The organism is Cupriavidus sp. SHE, from assembly GCF_000812445.1.
In the GTDB taxonomy this organism is placed as follows: Bacteria; Pseudomonadota; Gammaproteobacteria; order Burkholderiales; family Burkholderiaceae; genus Cupriavidus; species Cupriavidus metallidurans.
Genome location: NZ_JWMB01000041.1, coordinates 36,997 through 54,477, shown reverse-complemented (window position 1 = coordinate 54,477; position 17,481 = coordinate 36,997). Strand labels below are relative to the sequence as shown.

Annotated in this window: 17 protein-coding genes; 7 read left to right on the top strand and 10 right to left on the bottom strand. The window is 64.7% G+C overall.

Translation table 11 applies throughout. From position 1 onward, the window contains the following. Positions 1-47: 47 nt before the first annotated feature. Positions 48-1,205 (top strand): iron-containing alcohol dehydrogenase, encoded by a 1,158-nt coding sequence (locus RN01_RS20075; protein WP_024570511.1) that lies wholly within the window; start codon positions 48-50, stop codon positions 1,203-1,205. A gap of 296 nt (positions 1,206-1,501) precedes the next feature. Beyond that, on the top strand, positions 1,502-1,783 hold the full coding sequence (locus RN01_RS20070; protein ID WP_008651028.1) for a BON domain-containing protein: 282 nt from the start codon (positions 1,502-1,504) through the stop codon (positions 1,781-1,783). On the opposite strand, the gene RN01_RS20065 is transcribed toward RN01_RS20070, so the two are convergent. The 5 genes from RN01_RS20065 to RN01_RS20045 all read right to left on the bottom strand — a co-directional run bounded on the left by RN01_RS20065 (position 1,765) and on the right by RN01_RS20045 (position 6,641). Continuing rightward, positions 1,765-2,229, bottom strand: coding sequence for a PRC-barrel domain-containing protein (locus RN01_RS20065; protein WP_011519366.1), 465 nt, complete (start codon positions 2,227-2,229; stop codon positions 1,765-1,767). The genes RN01_RS20070 and RN01_RS20065 overlap by 19 nt on opposite strands. Positions 2,230-2,480: 251 nt before the next feature. Beyond that, complete coding sequence (locus RN01_RS20060; protein ID WP_017513157.1) at positions 2,481-3,239, bottom strand: citryl-CoA lyase; 759 nt, start codon at positions 3,237-3,239, stop codon at positions 2,481-2,483. A gap of 13 nt (positions 3,240-3,252) precedes the next feature. Then, complete coding sequence (locus RN01_RS20055; RefSeq protein ID WP_011519368.1) at positions 3,253-4,236, bottom strand: tripartite tricarboxylate transporter substrate binding protein; 984 nt, start codon at positions 4,234-4,236, stop codon at positions 3,253-3,255. Positions 4,237-4,247: 11 nt separating this feature from the next. Next, the gene (locus RN01_RS20050) at positions 4,248-5,060 is read right to left on the bottom strand and encodes an SDR family NAD(P)-dependent oxidoreductase (protein ID WP_011519369.1); all 813 of its coding nucleotides are present in this window, start codon (positions 5,058-5,060) and stop codon (positions 4,248-4,250) included. Between the two features lie 15 nt (positions 5,061-5,075). Next, positions 5,076-6,641, bottom strand: coding sequence for an AMP-binding protein (locus RN01_RS20045; protein WP_024570510.1), 1,566 nt, complete (start codon positions 6,639-6,641; stop codon positions 5,076-5,078). A 138-nt stretch (positions 6,642-6,779) separates the two neighbouring features. Here RN01_RS20045 and RN01_RS20040 point away from each other — a divergent pair, with 138 nt between their 5' ends. Beyond that, complete coding sequence (locus RN01_RS20040; RefSeq protein ID WP_017515118.1) at positions 6,780-7,805, top strand: substrate-binding domain-containing protein; 1,026 nt, start codon at positions 6,780-6,782, stop codon at positions 7,803-7,805. Positions 7,806-7,832: 27 nt separating this feature from the next. Here the strand turns inward: RN01_RS20040 and RN01_RS20035 are convergent, their stop codons facing one another. The 4 genes from RN01_RS20035 to RN01_RS20020 form a co-directional block, all read right to left on the bottom strand. After that, entirely contained in the window at positions 7,833-8,822 is a 990-nt protein-coding gene (locus RN01_RS20035; protein ID WP_017515119.1) for a tripartite tricarboxylate transporter substrate binding protein, read from the bottom strand. 27 nt (positions 8,823-8,849) lie between these two features. After that, positions 8,850-9,659: an SDR family NAD(P)-dependent oxidoreductase gene (locus RN01_RS20030; RefSeq protein ID WP_024570509.1), complete on the bottom strand. Its 810-nt coding sequence runs from the start codon at positions 9,657-9,659 to the stop codon at positions 8,850-8,852. 22 nt (positions 9,660-9,681) lie between these two features. Continuing rightward, positions 9,682-10,704 carry a cyclase family protein gene (locus RN01_RS20025; protein ID WP_017512129.1) on the bottom strand — a complete coding sequence of 341 codons (1,023 nt, stop codon included), beginning with the start codon at positions 10,702-10,704 and terminating at the stop codon, positions 9,682-9,684. Positions 10,705-11,099: 395 nt separating this feature from the next. Next, positions 11,100-12,500, bottom strand: a complete 1,401-nt coding sequence (locus RN01_RS20020) for a PLP-dependent aminotransferase family protein (RefSeq protein WP_024570508.1) — start codon at positions 12,498-12,500, stop codon at positions 11,100-11,102. Between the two features lie 179 nt (positions 12,501-12,679). Here RN01_RS20020 and RN01_RS20015 point away from each other — a divergent pair, with 179 nt between their 5' ends. From RN01_RS20015 to RN01_RS20005, 4 genes are all read left to right on the top strand, one after another. After that, a complete protein-coding gene (locus RN01_RS20015) occupies positions 12,680-14,113 on the top strand; it encodes a cytochrome ubiquinol oxidase subunit I (protein ID WP_017512131.1) in 1,434 nt (477 codons plus the stop codon). Between the two features lie 4 nt (positions 14,114-14,117). Beyond that, a complete protein-coding gene (cydB, locus tag RN01_RS20010; protein WP_008651020.1) occupies positions 14,118-15,125 on the top strand; it encodes a cytochrome d ubiquinol oxidase subunit II in 1,008 nt (335 codons plus the stop codon). Between the two features lie 10 nt (positions 15,126-15,135). Next, complete coding sequence (locus tag RN01_RS33190; protein WP_008651019.1) at positions 15,136-15,267, top strand: DUF2474 domain-containing protein; 132 nt, start codon at positions 15,136-15,138, stop codon at positions 15,265-15,267. 137 nt (positions 15,268-15,404) lie between these two features. After that, positions 15,405-16,103: an alpha/beta hydrolase gene (locus RN01_RS20005; RefSeq protein ID WP_017512132.1), complete on the top strand. Its 699-nt coding sequence runs from the start codon at positions 15,405-15,407 to the stop codon at positions 16,101-16,103. Between the two features lie 204 nt (positions 16,104-16,307). On the opposite strand, the gene RN01_RS34685 is transcribed toward RN01_RS20005, so the two are convergent. Further along, positions 16,308-16,973 (bottom strand): fimbrial protein, encoded by a 666-nt coding sequence (locus RN01_RS34685; protein ID WP_017512133.1) that lies wholly within the window; start codon positions 16,971-16,973, stop codon positions 16,308-16,310. Positions 16,974-17,481 lie beyond the last annotated feature (508 nt).

The window sequence follows — 17,481 nt, the reverse complement described above, 5'->3', positions numbered from 1 at the left end:
ACAGGGGAGAGGGAAGACAACCCAGAAAACCACACACCGGAGACCCCATGAACCCGTTCCGTTTCCAGACCGTGCCGACGGTCATCGTCGAGCTTGGCGCCGCGCGCCGGCTGGGAGCGTTGCTGCGCGAGGCCTTTCCGCAATCGCAACGCCTCTGCGTGGTAACCGACGGCTTCCTCTCGAAGAGCGGCCTGCTGACGCCGGCGCTCGATGACCTGGGCAAGCACGGCTGGCAGGTGACCCTGATCGACGACGTGATCGCCGACCCGCCCGAGCACATCGTGCTCGAGGCCACCGAGCGCGCGCGGCAGGCCAATGCGGAAGTCGTACTCGGGCTCGGCGGCGGATCGTCGATGGACGTCGCCAAGCTGATTGCCGTGCTGCTTCCTGCCGCGCAGTCGCTCAAGGACATGTACGGCGTGAAGAAGGTCACGGGCACGCGGCTGCCGCTCGTGCAGATGCCGACCACCGCCGGCACCGGCTCGGAAGTGACTGCAGTGTCGATCGTCACCACGGGAGAGACCACCAAGATGGGGGTGGTGGCGCCACAGCTTCTGGCCGACCTGGCCATTCTAGACGCCGAACTCACGCTTGGCCTGCCGCGCGCGGCAACCGCAGCCACCGGTATCGACGCGATGGTGCACGCGATCGAGGCCTATACAAGCGCGCATTTGAAGAACCCGATCTCGGACATGCTGGCGGTGCGCGCGCTGGAACTGCTATCGCAGAACCTGATGCTTGCCTGCGACAACGGCCACGACCACGGCGCGCGCGAAGCCATGCTGCTCGGCGCGATGTTCGCCGGCCAGGCCTTCGCCAATTCGCCGGTGGCGGCCGTGCACGCGCTGGCCTATCCGATCGGCGGCATCTTCCATGTCGCGCACGGGCTCTCCAACGCGCTAGTACTGCCGCACGTCATGAAGTTCAACGCGCCGGCAGCCAGCAAGCTGTATGCGGAACTGGCCGACGTGATACTGCCGGGCACCACCGGTAGCTGCGAAACCAAGACAGCCGCGCTGATCGCCCATATCGAGGGACTGGTGCTGGCCACGGGCATCCCGCGCACATTGCGCGAGGTTGGCGTCAAGGAAAATGATCTGGGCCGTCTGGCCAGCGATGCAATGCTGCAGACACGCCTGCTGGTCAACAATCCGCGCGAGGTCACCGAGGCCGACGCATTCGCGATCTACAGCGCGGCATTCTGACGCGCCCCGGCAACGGGCCCACGATGCGGCCACCATGAAACCGCCGTGGAACCGCATTAGGACTACAGTGTAAGAGGCGCTATCAAAATGAAGCGAAGCGGTTCTGGCTAGACGCGCGGCCGCAGACAGTACAAGTAGTACGGCAAGGCCGCGCAACGACGCCAGAATCATTTTGATAGCGCCTCTAAAGCGCTACCAGGGCGCTACCCGCCGGCGGTGTCCTACAAGGATGCCGCCGGTCCGTGACACGTCGTTAATACCAGCAACGCGTACCTCACCACCTGCAAGGAACTGCCATGATGCAGACCGAAATCCAGGCATCCACCTGGACCAGCCCCGACGAGGAAGATGAACTGCTACGTGAGCGTATCGGCACGTGTATTGCCGAGGCGTGCGGCGGCGATATGCCTGATGGCGTTGCCGTGCACGTGGTAGACCGCCAGGTGACGATCACCGGGCGCGTGGAAGACTCGGACCTGTCCCGCCGCATCGCGCAGGCCGCGGCAACGCCGCCGGGCATTCTCGGCGTCACCAACCTGCTCGTCACGCGGGTGCCATCTCAGGCCCAGGGATCGTAGCCGTCCTTCTCCCAGTACGGAGAGATCCCGTAGTACTCGTGAATGCTGGTGGCCCACTCGGAGTTGGCCATGGTGGGCCAGTGTTCCTTGTCGAAACCTGGCGACGCCTTGAGACGTTCCTTTTCGACGCCCAGCACGAAGCACTTGCGGCGCGTATCGAGGGTCAGCGCTGACCAGGGCAGCGCGTGCAGCTTTTCCCCGATGCCAAGGAACCCGCCCATCGCCAGCACCGCATAGGCAATCCGTCCGCCAACGATGTCCAGCATGATGTGGTCGATCGTGCCGAGCTCGTCGCCGGCAGGGTCCACGACCTTGTTGCCTTCCAGGGTGTCGGCGGCCATCACGAACGGCCCGCACTTGCCGGGCTTCTGGTTCACATTGCCGATGATGGCGGCCCTGCGTTCGGATGCGCCCGCGGGCGGTGTCTGCTGGTCCATGGGACTCATGGGCAACTCCTCCTGACCAAAGGGTTGGACTGACAAGCGAGACGTATCTCCGGCGCCACATGCGAGCTGAAACCTGCCAACGCCGAACTGTCCTGACTTGATCGTAGACGCGCGCGGACGTCTTTCAAGTCATGTTGCAGTGCAATCGAGAGCTGCCGCACGCTGACGCAGGACGCCCCATGTTGCCATAGCGCTGACAAAAATGTCGGCCCCGGCGTCGGCGGCGGCCCGCGAAGGCGTCCCACGTGGCCTCACCGATGGCTTTGCGCCGTGGCCATATCCCAGATGTCCTGCGCGATCGGATGCTCGCGCTCCTCGATCACGTGGGCCACCAGCCCTGCCACGCGCCCGATCAGCGTGAGACCCTTGCCAAATTCCGGGCTCATGCCCATATCCAGCAGGATCGCCCCCTTGGCGCCCGTGGCATTGAGCGGTACCGGCTTGCCCACCGCCCGTGTGGCCGCTGCCGCGATCTCCTGGGCCAACGCGCAGTGGCGCCCTTGGTAGCCACACTCGTCCGCCACTTTCAGCAGCTTGATGCAGCGCGGATCGCCCCCGACGTGGATCGGATGGCCAATGCCTGGAATACGCTTGCCCGAGGCGCGACTGCGTGCCACGGCCGCTTCCGCTGCTGCCCGCATGTGTTCAGCCGTCCAGTCCGCGCCGACGTCTGCGGCAACGCCAGCGAGAAAGCGCGCACTGTACTCCACCGTGCCGAGAAAGCGACTGCCCGCGCCAAGAATGCCCGCCGCGACGGCGCCCTGCAGGGACTCCGGCGCGCCGTGCAGTGTGAGCCGGGTGGACAGCGCGCTTGGCGTCAGCCCATGATCGCTCGACGTAACCAGGAACATGTTGATCATGCGCTTGAGATTGGCGTCAGGAAAATCGCCGAGGATCTCCAGGCACAGCACGTCGATGAAATCCCGCTGGTCCATCAGGTCATCGACAAGATCGTAACCGCGCACCTTGATATGGTCGGCATCCCCACCGCCGATCGCACTGTTCAGCATGACGTCTCCTGTCTTACTCGGGCTGCGCGCCCGAATCCTGCACGATCTTGCGCCAGCGCGGCACCTCGGACTCAACGAACGCCTGGAACTTGCGGTCGGCGAGCCCCATCGGAAAACTGCCGATGCGCGCCATCGAGGCCGTCACGTCGGGCGCGTTGGTGGCCTTGTCCAGTTCGGACGATAGCCGCGCGACGACGTCATCGGGCGTCTTCGCCGGCACGAAGATGCCGGACCATCCCTCTAATGCCGCACCCGGATAGCCGGACTCGGCCATCGTCGGCACGTCGGGCATGACCTCGAGCCGCTTGCCCGCGCTGACTGCAAGCGCACGCAGCTTGCCAGCCCGCATTTGCGGCAGCGCAGTTTCGGGATAGTCGAACATCATGTCGACCGATCCACCCAGCAGATCAGCCATGGCCGGGCTCTGGCCCTTGTACGGAACATGGGTCAGCTTGATGCCGGCGGCCTGCTCGAATCGCGCGGCTGCCAGATGCGTCTGCGTGCCCTGCCCCGCCGAGGCGAAGTTGAGCTTGCCGGGCGCCTCCTTGGCGGCCTTCACGACATCGGCCACCGAGCGGTAGGGCGATGTGGCATTGGTCATCAGAATGGCGGACTGCCGGAACAGCGAATGCACGCCCCGCAGCTCGCGCGACGGATCGACGCGCGCGTTGCGATACAGCGCCAGATTGGCGGCCTGCGTGCCGTGTGTGCCGTAGAAGAGCGTGTAGCCATCCGCCGGCGCACGCGCGACATACTCGGCGCCGACCATGCCGCTGGCGCCAGGACGGTTCTCCACCACCACCGGCTGGCCCAACGCATCGGACAGCTTGCGGGCGATCAGCCGCGACTGGTTGTCCGAAATGCCACCCGCCGCGAACGGCACCACCAGCGTGATCGGCCGCGTCGGGTAGTCCGCCGCGTTGGCCATACCGGCCATCGCAAGGCTCGCACCCACAGTCCATCGCACCCAGCGGCTCAACAGATTCAAATTCGACATCACCCTTCTCCTCAATACGAATGCCGGCCCGCCGTGGCGCCTGCGTCCACCGGCAACACCGCGCCGGTCACCCAGCCAGACTCGTCGCTGACCAAATACCGGATGGCCTGCCCGACATCCCAGCCGCTGCCCTCGGTGCGCAGAAACGAGCGATTGCGGCGTGCCTCGCGCTTCTCTGGCGACATCCCCTTGGCATAAACCATGGGCGTGTAGACCATTCCCGGCGCCACGCAGTTGACGCGGATGCCCTGTTCGCCGTGATGCGCGGCCATGGCACGTGTCATGTTGACCACCGCGCCCTTCGAGGTCGGATACAGCAGACTCGGATGCCCGCCGATCAGCCCCGCCACCGACGCCACGTTGACGATCGCACCCTTGCCTTGCGCGCGCATGTGCGGAATCGCATGACGTGCCATCAACATCATCGAGGTCACGTTGATGCGCAGCGCCTGATCCCACGCTTCGAGATCGACGTCCTCGGCAGTGCCTTGCGGTCCGCCGATGCCGACGTTGTTGACCAGGATATCGACGCGCCCCCAGAGTTCCACCGCGCGCGCCACGGCGCTCCGGCAATCTTCATCACGACTCACGTCGCAGGCGATGACCTCGGCCTCGCCACCCTCCTCCACGATCATCCGGTGCGTCACCTCGGCCCATTCGCGCACGCTGTCGATCAGCGCTACGCGGGCGCCATCGCGCGCCAGCAGAATGGCAGCGGCGCGGCCATTGCCGATGCCATCGGCGCGAGACCCCGCGCCGGTCACGATCGCCACGCGGCCCTTCAGGGACCGGCTGGCCGGTTGTGGATCTGGAATCTGTTCCATCGCGTGTCTCCGTAATCAGTTGACGGCGCGGCCCATGCCGCCCCAGTAGCGTTCGCGCAGTTGCTTCTTGTCGGGCTTGCCAAGCGCGGTCAGTGGCAACGCATCGACGAAATCGATTGTCTTGGGCGTATTGACGGCGCCCTTGGCATGGCGCACCAGCGCGCGCAGCGCCTCCACGTCGAGCTGCGCGCCGGGCCTCGGCACCACAACGGCCTTGACCGCCTCGCCCCATTTCGCGTCGGGCACGCCGATCACCGCAGCGGCCGCGACGCCTGGATGACCAGTCAGGACGTCCTCGACCTCCTTCGGATAGACGTTGAATCCGCCCGAGATGATCATGTCCTTCTTGCGATCGACCAGGTAGTAGTAACCGAACTGGTCACGGTAGGCCATGTCCCCCGTGTGCAGCCAGCCGTTGCGCAGTGCCAATGCCGTCAGCTGCGGCTGCTTCCAGTAGCCGTCCATCACGAGCGGGCTGCGCACGCAGAGTTCGCCAACGCTGCCCGGCGCAACCGGTTCATCGTTGTCATCCAACAGGGCCACCGTCACACCCGGATATGGCATCCCCGCGGACGTCGACGTGTCCACGTCGGTGCGCATGTGATCCTCCTGGGTCAGTTGCAGGATATTGCTCGGGCACTCGGTCTGGCCATAGCTTTGCGCCAGGATCGGGCCGAACCGTTCGATGGCCTCGCGGATCCGCGCGGGCGCCATCGGCGACGCGCCATAGGAAAGCGTTTGCAGCGAAGAGAAATCAGCCGTGCGCGCGCGTGGATGATCGAGTAGCGTGTAGATCATGGTCGGTACCAGGAACGTCATGCTGGCGCGATGGGTTTCCACGGCGTCGATGAAACGCTCGGCGTCGAACCCGTGCTGCAGGATGATGGTGCCGCCGCGCCACAGCGTGGGCACGATCATCGCGCCAGCACCGTGCGAAATCGGCGTCGGACACAGCAGCCGCAGATCATCGGGCAGGCTCCGCGCGGCCAGCAGCAGCACCGCCTGCATCCACACGCAGCGATTGGCGAGCATGACACCCTTCGGCTTGCCGGTGGTGCCGCCGGTATAGGCTAGCCGGATCACGTCCGTGGTCAGCGCTTCAGGCACCAGCCGTGCCGGCGCGAACGATGCCGCCTGGTCCCAGAACGATGGCAACCCCGGCACGTCGGCATGACCGAACCAGTGCGCCACCCCCGCGCAGCGCTCGCGCAATGCCAGCGCGCGCTCGGCGTAGACGGGATCGGCCATGAACACACGTGCTTCGGCGTCGTCGACGATATAAGCGTGATCGTCGACACCCCCCATCGCGTGAAGCGTCACCGATCGCAACCCCATCAGGTAGGCGGCCGCCATCACGACAAACACCTCGGGCCGATTGCCCGAGAGCTGTACCACGCAATCGCCGCGCACGAGACCCAGCGCGCGAAACGCGGCAATGGCCTGACTGATGCGATCGCCAAGCGCGCGGTAGGTCATGCGGGCATCGCCGTCGATGAATGCCACGCGATCCGGATAGCGGTCGATGCCGTGAACGATCATCTCACCGATGGTGCCGCCAACATGGGCTTCCTGTGTCTTCATTGCGATCCTGTCTCCTGTTGTCGTCGGCCGATTATATGCAGCAATGAAACGTTTCATCAAGCGGAGTTTTGCCATTTTCATCCACGGCCGGACCACTCTGGCCGTCGGTTATACTCTTCGGCAACTTCAGGGAATCCCATGGCAGAAAAGCAGATCAGCATCCGTGACGTCGCTGCCCTGGCCGGTGTATCGGTCGGTAGCGCGTCGCGCGTGATCAATGGCGCCGCCAACGTGACGCCGGACGTGCGCGAGCGCGTCGATCGCGCCATCGCGGCACTGCGGTATCGCCCCAACCACGCGGCGCAATCGCTGCGTTCGCGCACGAGCAAGACCATTGGCTGCATGTTTTCAGACGTGGCCAACCCGCTCTACGCACGCGCTTTCCGCGCGCTCGAGGAACATTTCCGGCGCGAGGGATACATGCTGCTGCTGGCGAATGGCCTCAACGATGCCGAACGCGAGATCGACATCATCCAGACGTTCCAGCTACGCGGGATGGACGGCGTTATCCTGGCGCCCGGCAACGAGCGACATCCGGGCGTGCTCGATGCGGTGCGCCGGCTGTCGATGCCGGCCGTGATCTACGACCGCGACCTGGCAGTGGAAGCCGATGCCGTGCTGTTCGACCATGTGGCCGGCGTGAAGGCCGCGATCCATCATCTGGTGGAACTCGGCCATACGCGCATCGCGCTGGCGCTATGGCAGGTCAAGAGCCGTCCGGTGCGCCGGCGGATCGAAGGCTACAAGGCCGCTTTCAAGGCCGCCGGCCTCCCGGTACCGGACCTGATCCTGCAGGAACCCACACCCACCAGCTCCGCGTTCGACGACGTCACGCGGCTGCTGCAACTGCCTGACCCGCCCACGGCATTCCTTGCCCAGGGCACCCACACGCTCACCAGCACGCTGCGCGCGATCGCCAAGCAAGGCCTGCGCGTGCCGGAGGACGTCTCGGTGATCGGTATCGGCGATACCGACTTCGCGCAGACCTACGATCCGCCGCTGACCGTGCTGCGCACGCCAACGGACGAGGTAGCCGCGCAGGCCGTGGAGATGCTGCTTTCACGCCTGGCCGCCAAAGGAGACGCCAGCCTGCCGCCACGCAAGGCGCTGATCCAGTTCGACCTGATCCTGCGCGAGTCGTGCGCGCCCGTTGCCCGGCACTGAATCGCCTCACAAGAAAGCGATGACCGGTTAGTCGGCGCTGGCACCCGATGCCTTGACGATGGTCGCCCAGCGCTCGACTTCCTTCTGCACGAACGTCCTGAATTCGGGCACCGTCATGACTTCGATCTCGATACCGGCCTCGGCGTAGCGTGCGCGCAACTTCTCGCTACGAAACGCGGTGGCAACCGCCTGGTTCAGCTTCTCGACGATCGCGGGCGGCGTGCCGGCCGGCGCGAAGATGCCGCTCCAGCTCGACACCACGTAGTCGGGCACACCCGCCTCGATCATCGTGGGCACGTTGGGCAGCGCCGGCAGCCGCTTGGCGCTGGTCACTGCCAGCGGCCGCAGGGTGCCCTTCTGGATGTACGGAATCGCCGTCGGCGAGTTATCGAACATCAATTGCACGCGCCCGCCGAGCAGGTCGGTCATCGCTGGCGCGCCACCGCGGTACGGCACGTGCGTGAACCTGGTTCCGGTCATGTACTGGAACAGCTCGCCCGACATATGAATGCTGCTGCCGCTGCCCGACGACCCCATCATCAGCTTGCCCGGCTCCTTCTTCGCCAGCGCGATCAGCGCCTGCACGCTCTTCACCGGCACGTTGGGATTCACAACCAGCACGTTGGTGCCCGACGAGATACGCGCCACGGGCTCGAAGTCCTTCTGCGGATCGAAGTTCAGGTGACGGTACAACGTGGGATTGATGCCATGCGTGCCAATCGTCCCTTGCAGCAAGGTGTAGCCATCGGGCGCCGCGCTGGCCACCATCGCCGCGCCGATATTGCCGCCGGCACCGGCACGGTTCTCCACCACGACCGGCTGGCCGAGTATCTCCGCCAACTGCTGGCTGATCAGGCGCCCGATCAGGTCGGCCGTGCCGCCCGCCGGAAACGGCACGACGAATCGGATCGGCCGTGATGGCCAGTTGTCGGCCGCGAGCGTGGGCGCGGCGGCCGTGAACAGTGCAACCATCGCCATCATGCGGCCAAGCCGCGACAGGGTCGAAACCAAGTTCATCTCCGGTTGTTCCTCGAGATCAGTCGTTCAGGTGCGCGGCGCAAGCTGGATGCCGGCCGACAACCCGCCATCCACCGGGAGTTCGATCGCATTCACATAGCGCGATTCGTCCGACACCAGGAAGCGAATCGCTGCCGCGACCTCCCACGCGGTGCCTTGCCGGCCAAACGGCAGCGGCGCGCTGGTACGGTCCGGCCGCGCAGCCGATGCCGCCCGCCCCATCGGGGTATCGATAAGTCCGAGCATGACCACGTTGGCGCGGATGCCGCTTGGCTGGCCTTCGAGCGCCGCAGCGCGGCATAACGCGCCAAGGCCGGCCTTCGAGACTTCATAGGCAGGGTTCCGCCCATTCGGCCGGCGTGCCGCCACCGACGAAACGAAGACGATGGCACCACCCTCCGCCATGCGGGGCAACGCCGCCTGCACGCACAGCATGTGTGCCTTGAGGTTGATGCCGAGGACAGCATCCCAACTCTCCTCGGTCAGCCGGGCGAGCGGCAGTCGATGGCTAATGCCGACGTTGAGCACCAGAGCATCCAGGCCGCCCAGCGCCTCGATGGCCTGGTCAATCATCGCGTGGATATCTGCCGTGCGCGAGACATCGGCCTCGATGGCAGCGGCGCGTCCACCATCCGCGACGATGCGTGCGACCGTGCGCTGCGCCGCCGCCCCAGAACGGTCCGCGCAGGCAACATGCGCCCCTTCGCGGGCAAGCAGGCAACAGGCGGCCCGCCCATTGCCGGCCGGTTCGTCCATGTGCTCGTCACCACCCTGCCCGCCACCGACGACGAGAATGCGCTTGCCGGCCAGCGTGCCGCCATGCCTGGAAAAATCCATGGTGTTCCTTGTCGAAACGGAATCAGATCGTTGCCACGGGCGTCACTGGCGAGCCCACCGCGCCCGGCAGGCGCAACGGCGGCGCGGTCAGCAGGAAGCGTGTGCGCCCCTCCGCCTTCAGCGCAGCGCCAAGCTCCGCGAGATACCAGAGCTCACCGAGCGGAATGCCATAGCGGAACAGGCACAACTCGTGCAGCGGCAGGCGCGCGCAGGGCATGGATGCCGCCGTGGCGGGAATGCCCTCCACCGCGTAGTTGTCCGCGCACAGCGCAGCGATGCGCTGGTCGACGATCCATTGCTGCAGCCTGGCATCGCGGCCGTCGAGCACCGCGCAGCTTCGTTCGAGCAAATGGGGATCGGGTTGACGCTCCATTTCCAGCAGCATGTCGGCAAAGCCGGTGTAGAGGCACAGGATGTCGCCGGGCTCGACTTCGACGCGCGCCGCGTCCATCGCGCGCATCAAATGGTCATAGCCGACGTACACACGCTCGCGGCCACACGATGCGAGCAGGTCCACCAGCACGCCGCGCGACTGGATCGCCTTGACCGCGAAGGTCTCGATACCGAGCCGATGGGCGCCCATTGGCCGGCCCTCGGGATCGCCCGGCCCCACCACATCCACCCCGGCGCGAAAGCCGTTGTAGTAGACCGCCACCGGATTGCCGTCGCCCTGCACGTCGAAGCGATGGCCGACGTGGGCAAAGCTGTCCCATTGCGTCGAGTACTGCGTGTGCAGCAGCACCGAGTCATCGCACAGCACATCGGTATGTTCGTGCGCCGATGTCGATAGCGGAAGGTTGTAAACGAGCCGGCCGTCGCGCTCAGTCGGCCGCAGCCGCGGCGGATGTCGGCGCGGGTTGAGCACATTGCCACCCGGATAGTCGAGCGGCAGGCTCAGGCACAGGCTCTGCCCGGTGCGGACTTCCCGCACCGCCTTGCGCACCACGTCGGGGGTGATGTAGTTCAGCGACCCCAGTTGATCGTCGGGACCGAAATCGCCCCAGTTCGATGCGGCAGGCCGCTGCTTCCAGCGCGAGGTCGTCATGGCATGTCCCTGCCGGCACGCGTGCGCGTATTGGCCAGGACATCCCTGCGGGCAATCGTCATCCGTCGTCTCCTTATGCGCGGCGGGCGTGGCTTGCTCTCCGCCGTCTGTCTACTTGTGGGGACGACTCTAACAACAATGAAACGTTTCATCAATAAGGGATTGCGACAAATTAGCGCGATTTAGCGATATTCCCCTATCGCTGATGAATCGATTTATATGGAAAGACGGCCGAAGAACGCGTGCACGGTAGTGCGGCCGTGTGACGTACCCGACAAAGGCGAGGCATCGGCAAATATCACCGTTTCCATCCATACACCCAGGCTCCGTATGGATGACGGATCACGGCTCCGGAGCAACGCGCCAGACGGGTGCCCGGCGCTGCTGGACCACAACTAGACAATGGCCCGCACGCCGCGACGGCGATCCTCCCGCAGCAACGTGGCGATCCGCTGCAACGCGTGAGCCAGATCCGTCTGGCTACGCGCGCCGCCGACCGACAGACGCACCGCATCCACGGGATTCGCATCCACGCTGAACGCATCCGAGCAGGCCACCAGCACGCCCTGCTGCTCGAGCGCGAGCGCGAACAACTGGCGATTCCAGTGGGCCGGCAGCGTCATCCACAAGTGCAGACCGGTGGGATGTGCGTTGACGTCCTTCGGCAACAGGTTGCGCGCCAGCGTCTGCCGCGCGCGCACTTCACGCTGGATGTCGATCATCAGATGCCTGGCCTGGCCACTGCGCATCCAGTGCTCGGCCACCGCGGTCAGCAATAGCGAACATCCCATGCTGGAGGCGCGCAATGCATCCTGCAGCGTTGCGGCATCGTGCTGGCGCGGCAACAGGACGAACGACGTGCGCAGGCTCGGCCAGAGGCATTTCGACAGCGAGGTCAGATAGTACGCACGCTCTCCCCCTTCGTAGGTGACGATCGGCGGCGGCGCGTCGTTGAGCAGGTAGCGGTAGGGATCGTCCTCGATCAGCGTCATGCCGAGCTTGCGCAGCATGGCCCCGATGGCCTTGCGCCGGTGCTCGGGCATGGTGCTCGCAGTCGGGTTCTGGAGCGTCGGATTCAGGTAGATCACCTGCGCGCCGGTTTCGCGATGGCTTCGTTCGATCGCGTCCGGCAACACCCCATCCTGGTCGACTTCGAGCGCGACGACACGCAAACCGAGCTGCTGCGCGGTAAGCAGAAAGCCGGGATAGGTCAGCGGCTCGGCAAGGACGGCATCCCCACGCTGCGTGCGCGACTGCAACAGGCTGAAGATTGCGGCCTGGGTACCCGCGCAGACAATCAGTTCCTGCTGCCCGGCCATCGCGCCAACGGCGGGCCGCAGCCACGCCCTGCCCGCCTGGACGATCGAGGCGCCGGACCACGTGTCCTGGTAGGCGGACATCGCCTCGATGCCTTGCCGTGCCAGCACTTCGTCAATGGCCAACTTGAGCGCGTCCCCCATGTTTCCACTGGCCGGCTGCGGTGGGGTGTTCATCGACAGGTCGATACGCATCTCATCGCCCGCCTCGCCAACGCCCGCGACGAACGAGCCACGCCCGCTGAACGACGAGATCAGGCCGCGATTGCGTGCTTCCGTATAGGCACGCGTCACCGTGGTGAGATCCACCCCGAGCTGCGTCGCCAGCCACCGCTGCGACGGGATCTGGTCGCCCACGGCGAGTTCGCCCGTCTGCACCGCCCGCGCGATCAGGTCCGCGATCTGCACGTAGCGCGGCCCGGCGCCCGGCGTCAGCGGGCGCAGCCAATCCACACGGCGTTCGCCTTTCGTGTCACTCATCGTCGACTTCCTTCAATCGTCCATTGCAAACCCGGAACCCGAGGCATAGTATACGCATACAGTCCATACACAAACACATACAGTTTATAACTGTATGGAGTATTTGCCACGGGCTCACGGTGTCGCAAGCCGCCAGACAGGCGAGGCGCGGATCGGGATGAGCCCAGGAGAATTTGTCCATGTCTGCATTCGAAGCCCTTGATCTGGCGCGGTTTCAGTTTGCCTTCACCGTCTCGTTCCACATCATTTTTCCGGCCATCACGATCGGGATGGCGTCCTATCTGGCCGTGCTGGAAGGGTGCTGGCTACGCACCAAGAACACCGTCTATCGCGACCTCTACCATTTCTGGTCCAAGATCTTCGCGCTGAACTTCGGCATGGGCGTGGTCTCCGGACTGGTGATGGCCTACCAGTTCGGTACCAACTGGAGTTTCTTCTCCGAGTTCGCGGGCAGCATCACCGGCCCCCTGCTGGCGTACGAGGTACTGACGGCCTTCTTCCTTGAAGCGGGCTTCCTCGGCGTCATGCTGTTCGGCTGGAAGCGGGTCGGCCCGGGGCTGCACTTCTTCGCCACGCTGATGGTGGCACTGGGCACGCTGATCTCGGCCACGTGGATTCTGGCGTCCAATAGCTGGATGCAGACCCCGCAGGGATTCGAGATCATCGATGGCCGCGTGGTGCCGACCGACTGGCTCGCCGTGATCTTCAATCCGTCGTTCCCCTATCGCCTGGTGCATATGAGCATCGCGGCCTTCCTTGCCACCGCGCTGTTCGTCGCTGCATCGGCCGCATGGCATCTACTGCGCGGTAACGACAATCCGGCCATCCGCAAGATGCTGTCGATGGCGATGGGAATGCTGCTGATCGTCGCACCCATCCAGGCCGTGGTGGGTGACATGCACGGCCTGAACACGCTCGAACATCAGCCCGCGAAGATCGCCGCGCTGGAAGGCCATTGGGAATCGCACGGTGACGAGCCACTGCCGTTGCTGGTATTCGGCTGGCCGGATATGGAGCGGGAGGAAACACGCTTCGCAGTCGGCATCCCTCGCCTGGGCAGCCTGATCCTGACGCACACGCTGGACGGGCAGATCAAGGGCCTGAAGTCCTTCCCGCCGCAAGACCGACCCAATGCCGCGATCCTGTTCTGGAGCTTCCGCGTGATGGTTGGCCTGGGCCTGCTGATGATCCTGCTCGGCCTCTGGAGCCAATGGCTACGCTGGCGCGGGCGGCTGTATGAACATCGCGGCTTCCTGCGCCTGGCGCTCTGGATGGGTCCCACAGGATTGGTCGCCCTGCTCGCCGGGTGGTTCACCACGGAGATCGGCCGCCAGCCCTGGGTGGTGTATGGCCTGATGCGGACGGCCGATGCCGCGACGCCGCACAGCGTCACGCAGTTGACGATCTCACTGGCGCTGTTCGTCATTACGTACTTCTTCGTCTTCGGCGTGGGCATTGCCTACATGTTGCGGCTGGTACGCAAGGGGCCGAAGCCGTCCGAGGGCGACGTGTTCGAATCCGATGCCAAACCGCCAACGGACCACAAACCCGCGCGGCCGCTATCGGCCATCGACGACGACACGCGCCTGAACCCCGCGGAAGCAAGGAGCTGACATCATGGGTATCGATCTCTCTCTGCTCTGGATTCTGATCATCTTCTTCGGCGTGATGATGTACGTCGTCATGGACGGCTTCGATCTCGGCATCGGCATCCTGTTTCCGTTCGTGCCCGCCCGGCATGACCGCGATGTGATGATGAACACGGTGGCGCCCGTCTGGGACGGCAACGAGACCTGGCTGGTGCTGGGCGGCGCGGGCCTGCTGGCTGCGTTCCCGCTGGCCTATTCCGTGGTCCTGTCCGCGCTCTACCTGCCGATCGTCCTGATGCTGCTGGGGCTGATCTTTCGTGGCGTGGCGTTCGAATTCCGCTTCAAGGCCAACGACCGCGAACGCCCGGTATGGGATCTGTCGTTCATGGGCGGATCACTGGTGGCCGCGTTCTTCCAGGGGGTGGCGCTGGGGGCCTACGTCGATGGCCTGCCCGTCAAGGACGGCGCCTTCGTGGGCAGCTCCATGGGCTGGCTCGCCCCGTTCCCGCTGTTCTGCGGCGTCGGCGTGGTCGTCGCCTACACGCTGCTGGGTGGCACGTGGCTGATACTGAAGACCGAGGGCCCGCTGCACGACCGGATGAAAGCCCTGACGTCCCGGCTGGTGTGGGCGCTGCTCGCGATCATCGCGGTCATCAGCATCTGGACACCGATTGCCCAGCCACGCATCGCCGAACGCTGGTTCAGCCTGCCCAACCTCTTCTGGTTCGCGCCGGTCCCCCTGCTTGTGCTGCTGTGCGCCGTGCTCCTGCTGCGTGCCTTGCGCCGAGACACCCATGCGCAACCGTTCCTCTTCACGCTCGGGCTGGTTTTTCTGGGATACAGCGGCCTGGCCATCAGTGTGTGGCCCAACATCGTGCCGCCATCGGTCTCGATCTGGGCCGCCGCCGCGCCGCCGCAAAGCCAGGGCTTCGCGCTGGTCGGCGCGCTGTTCGTGATTCCGTTCATCCTGATGTACACGGTGTGGTCCTACTACGTGTTCCGCGGCAAGGTCCGCGTCGGCGATGGCTACCACTAGGAGACCCGACATGTCGCACTTACCTGACTGGGCGCGCCGGACTGGCTGGCTTCTGCTCATCTGGACCTGCAGCGTGGCCGGGCTGGGCGTGGCAGCCCTGGTGCTCCGCCTGCTCATGCAGATGGCTGGCATGCATCGGTAACCGGCTTCTATAGTTGTTCCGGCATTCCGGATCCGAATTCGCGGACCGGATGCGAGCGCGGTTCGCCCCCGCCGAAGGGCCGCGCACGTCGAAGACCTCGGTGACCAGCAAGACCGTAGACAGACAGGAGTCGCATCATGAGCAACAAGCCCACCATCATTCTGGTACATGGGTTCTGGGGAGGCGCCGCCCACTGGGGCAAAGTCATCGTCGAGCTTGCGCGCAAGGGCCATACGTCCCTTCACGCCGTCGAGATGCCGCTGACCTCGCTGGCTGACGATGCCGAACGTACCCGAAAGATGATTGCGCAGCAGGCGGGCCCCGTGCTGCTCGTGGGCCACTCGTACGGTGGCGCCGTGATCACACAGGCGGGCAATCAGCCGAATGTGGTGGGACTCGTCTATATCGCGGCATTCGCCCCGGATGCCGGAGAAAGTCCCGGCGGTATCACACAGCAATGCCTGCCGGCCGCAGCGCCCAACCTTGCGCCCGACAGCGACGGGTATCTGTGGCTGAAGGCTGACAAGTTTCATGAGAGCTTCTGCCAGGATCTATCCGCCGACGAGGCGCTGGTCATGGCGGTCACCCAGAAGGCGCCCGTTGCCAGCACCTTCGGCGACACCATCGCCGTCCCGGCTTGGAAGACCAAGCCATCGTGGTACCAGATCTCCAGCGAAGACAGAATGATTGCGCCGGCCAACCAGACCATGATGTCCGCCCGGCTCAACGCCAGGAAGGTCATCACGCTGGACGCCAGCCATGCATCGCTGGCCTCCCGGCCTGCGGAGATCGCAGCGTTCATCGACGAGGCCGCCGCCACGGCGAGCCAGGGCTAACGCTTCGTCATGCCAAGGGGGCACGGCGCTCACGCGACGGCTCCCGGCTTGCCCCTGGGCGCAAGGCGTGCCGCGCGGGTCGATCACCCGCCGGCCGCCAACGCCAACTGGCGATATGAGGCCAAGTTCGAACAGGCATCGGCGTGTGCGTGGGAAGGCCGAGGGGCGGAGCCCTGTCATGACAAGACTCAAGCCCGTCAGGGCCTACTGGTAGTCAAACGTGAAGGTCATTGCAGAACTCACGGCACCTGCCGTTACGGTCCCGAGCCGAATGTAGCGCGCCATAAAGGGAAAGCTGTTCTGCACATTGGCGCTGATCGTGCCCATATCGACGCGCGACTGCAAGCGCACAGGAACCTGGCGTTGGTCGACGATCTGCACGCCCACGCCCCCCCCACCGCCGGTCTGCACGCTCAATATGCCGTTGTTCGCATCAATCACACTCAATCCTGCAGCGGCATCGAGCGAAATACCGACCTGGGCGCCAGTGTCGCATCTGAGCCCGATGGCGAATGCCGTGGCCCCTGCGCTTCCGGCAGAGAGTGCCCCCTGATTGATCGTCGGGAGCTGCACCACCGCCGGGAAAGTGGGTGTGCAGGCGATGCTTTTCAGCGTAATGGCACCAGCCGGATAAATCTGGCTGGCATCGATGCTGTCGTCGTTGAGCAAACCGTTGGTGTTATAGACACCAAACGCCCAGGCCGCGTTGTTCATGACCGACCCATTCAAAATCGGGCCCGAGATCCTGACTAACTCCAACGTGCCGTAGAAGTTGTAACTGCCTCCCGCACCAATCTGCGCAATGGACGAGAAGCAGGCCTGCCCGGAACCGTTGACGATGGGGGTTCCAGAGCTGTTGCGTAGTCGCATCCCGACTCCACTAACGCCAGTCGTATAGACACCTGGCATCACTTCCGTCGAGCCACCATCTCGGGTGCACGCAACGATGGAACTGCCCACCTGGATCGTCATCGGCCCACCCCAGCCAATGGTACAGGTCCCCGACATTGAGAATGTGCGCACCGTGCCTGGAATGGTATCTCCTGGCAGCAAGTTGGACGATACGGCGACAGTGCCTGGGTAGCTGATCGCATTCGGTAAGCCGCTTGTATTCGTGCAGGCCGCGGCGTGTGCCGAGGTTTGCATTCCCATTGCGAAAGCCAGAACGGCAAGCATCCTTACAAGAAGGCAGTAGATGGTGCCGGTTCTGTTGTGCCGACACGCTGGCACCCGATGGGAACGGCTCCTGCCAGTCGGCAGATTTCTGAAGACGCTCTCTACAATTTCACTAATCATTTTCAATCCCAGTATTCACCGCAGCATTCGTCATCGCTTGTCCGCCAGAATTTCCCAGGCGAATGCCAATGCCGGCCACGCC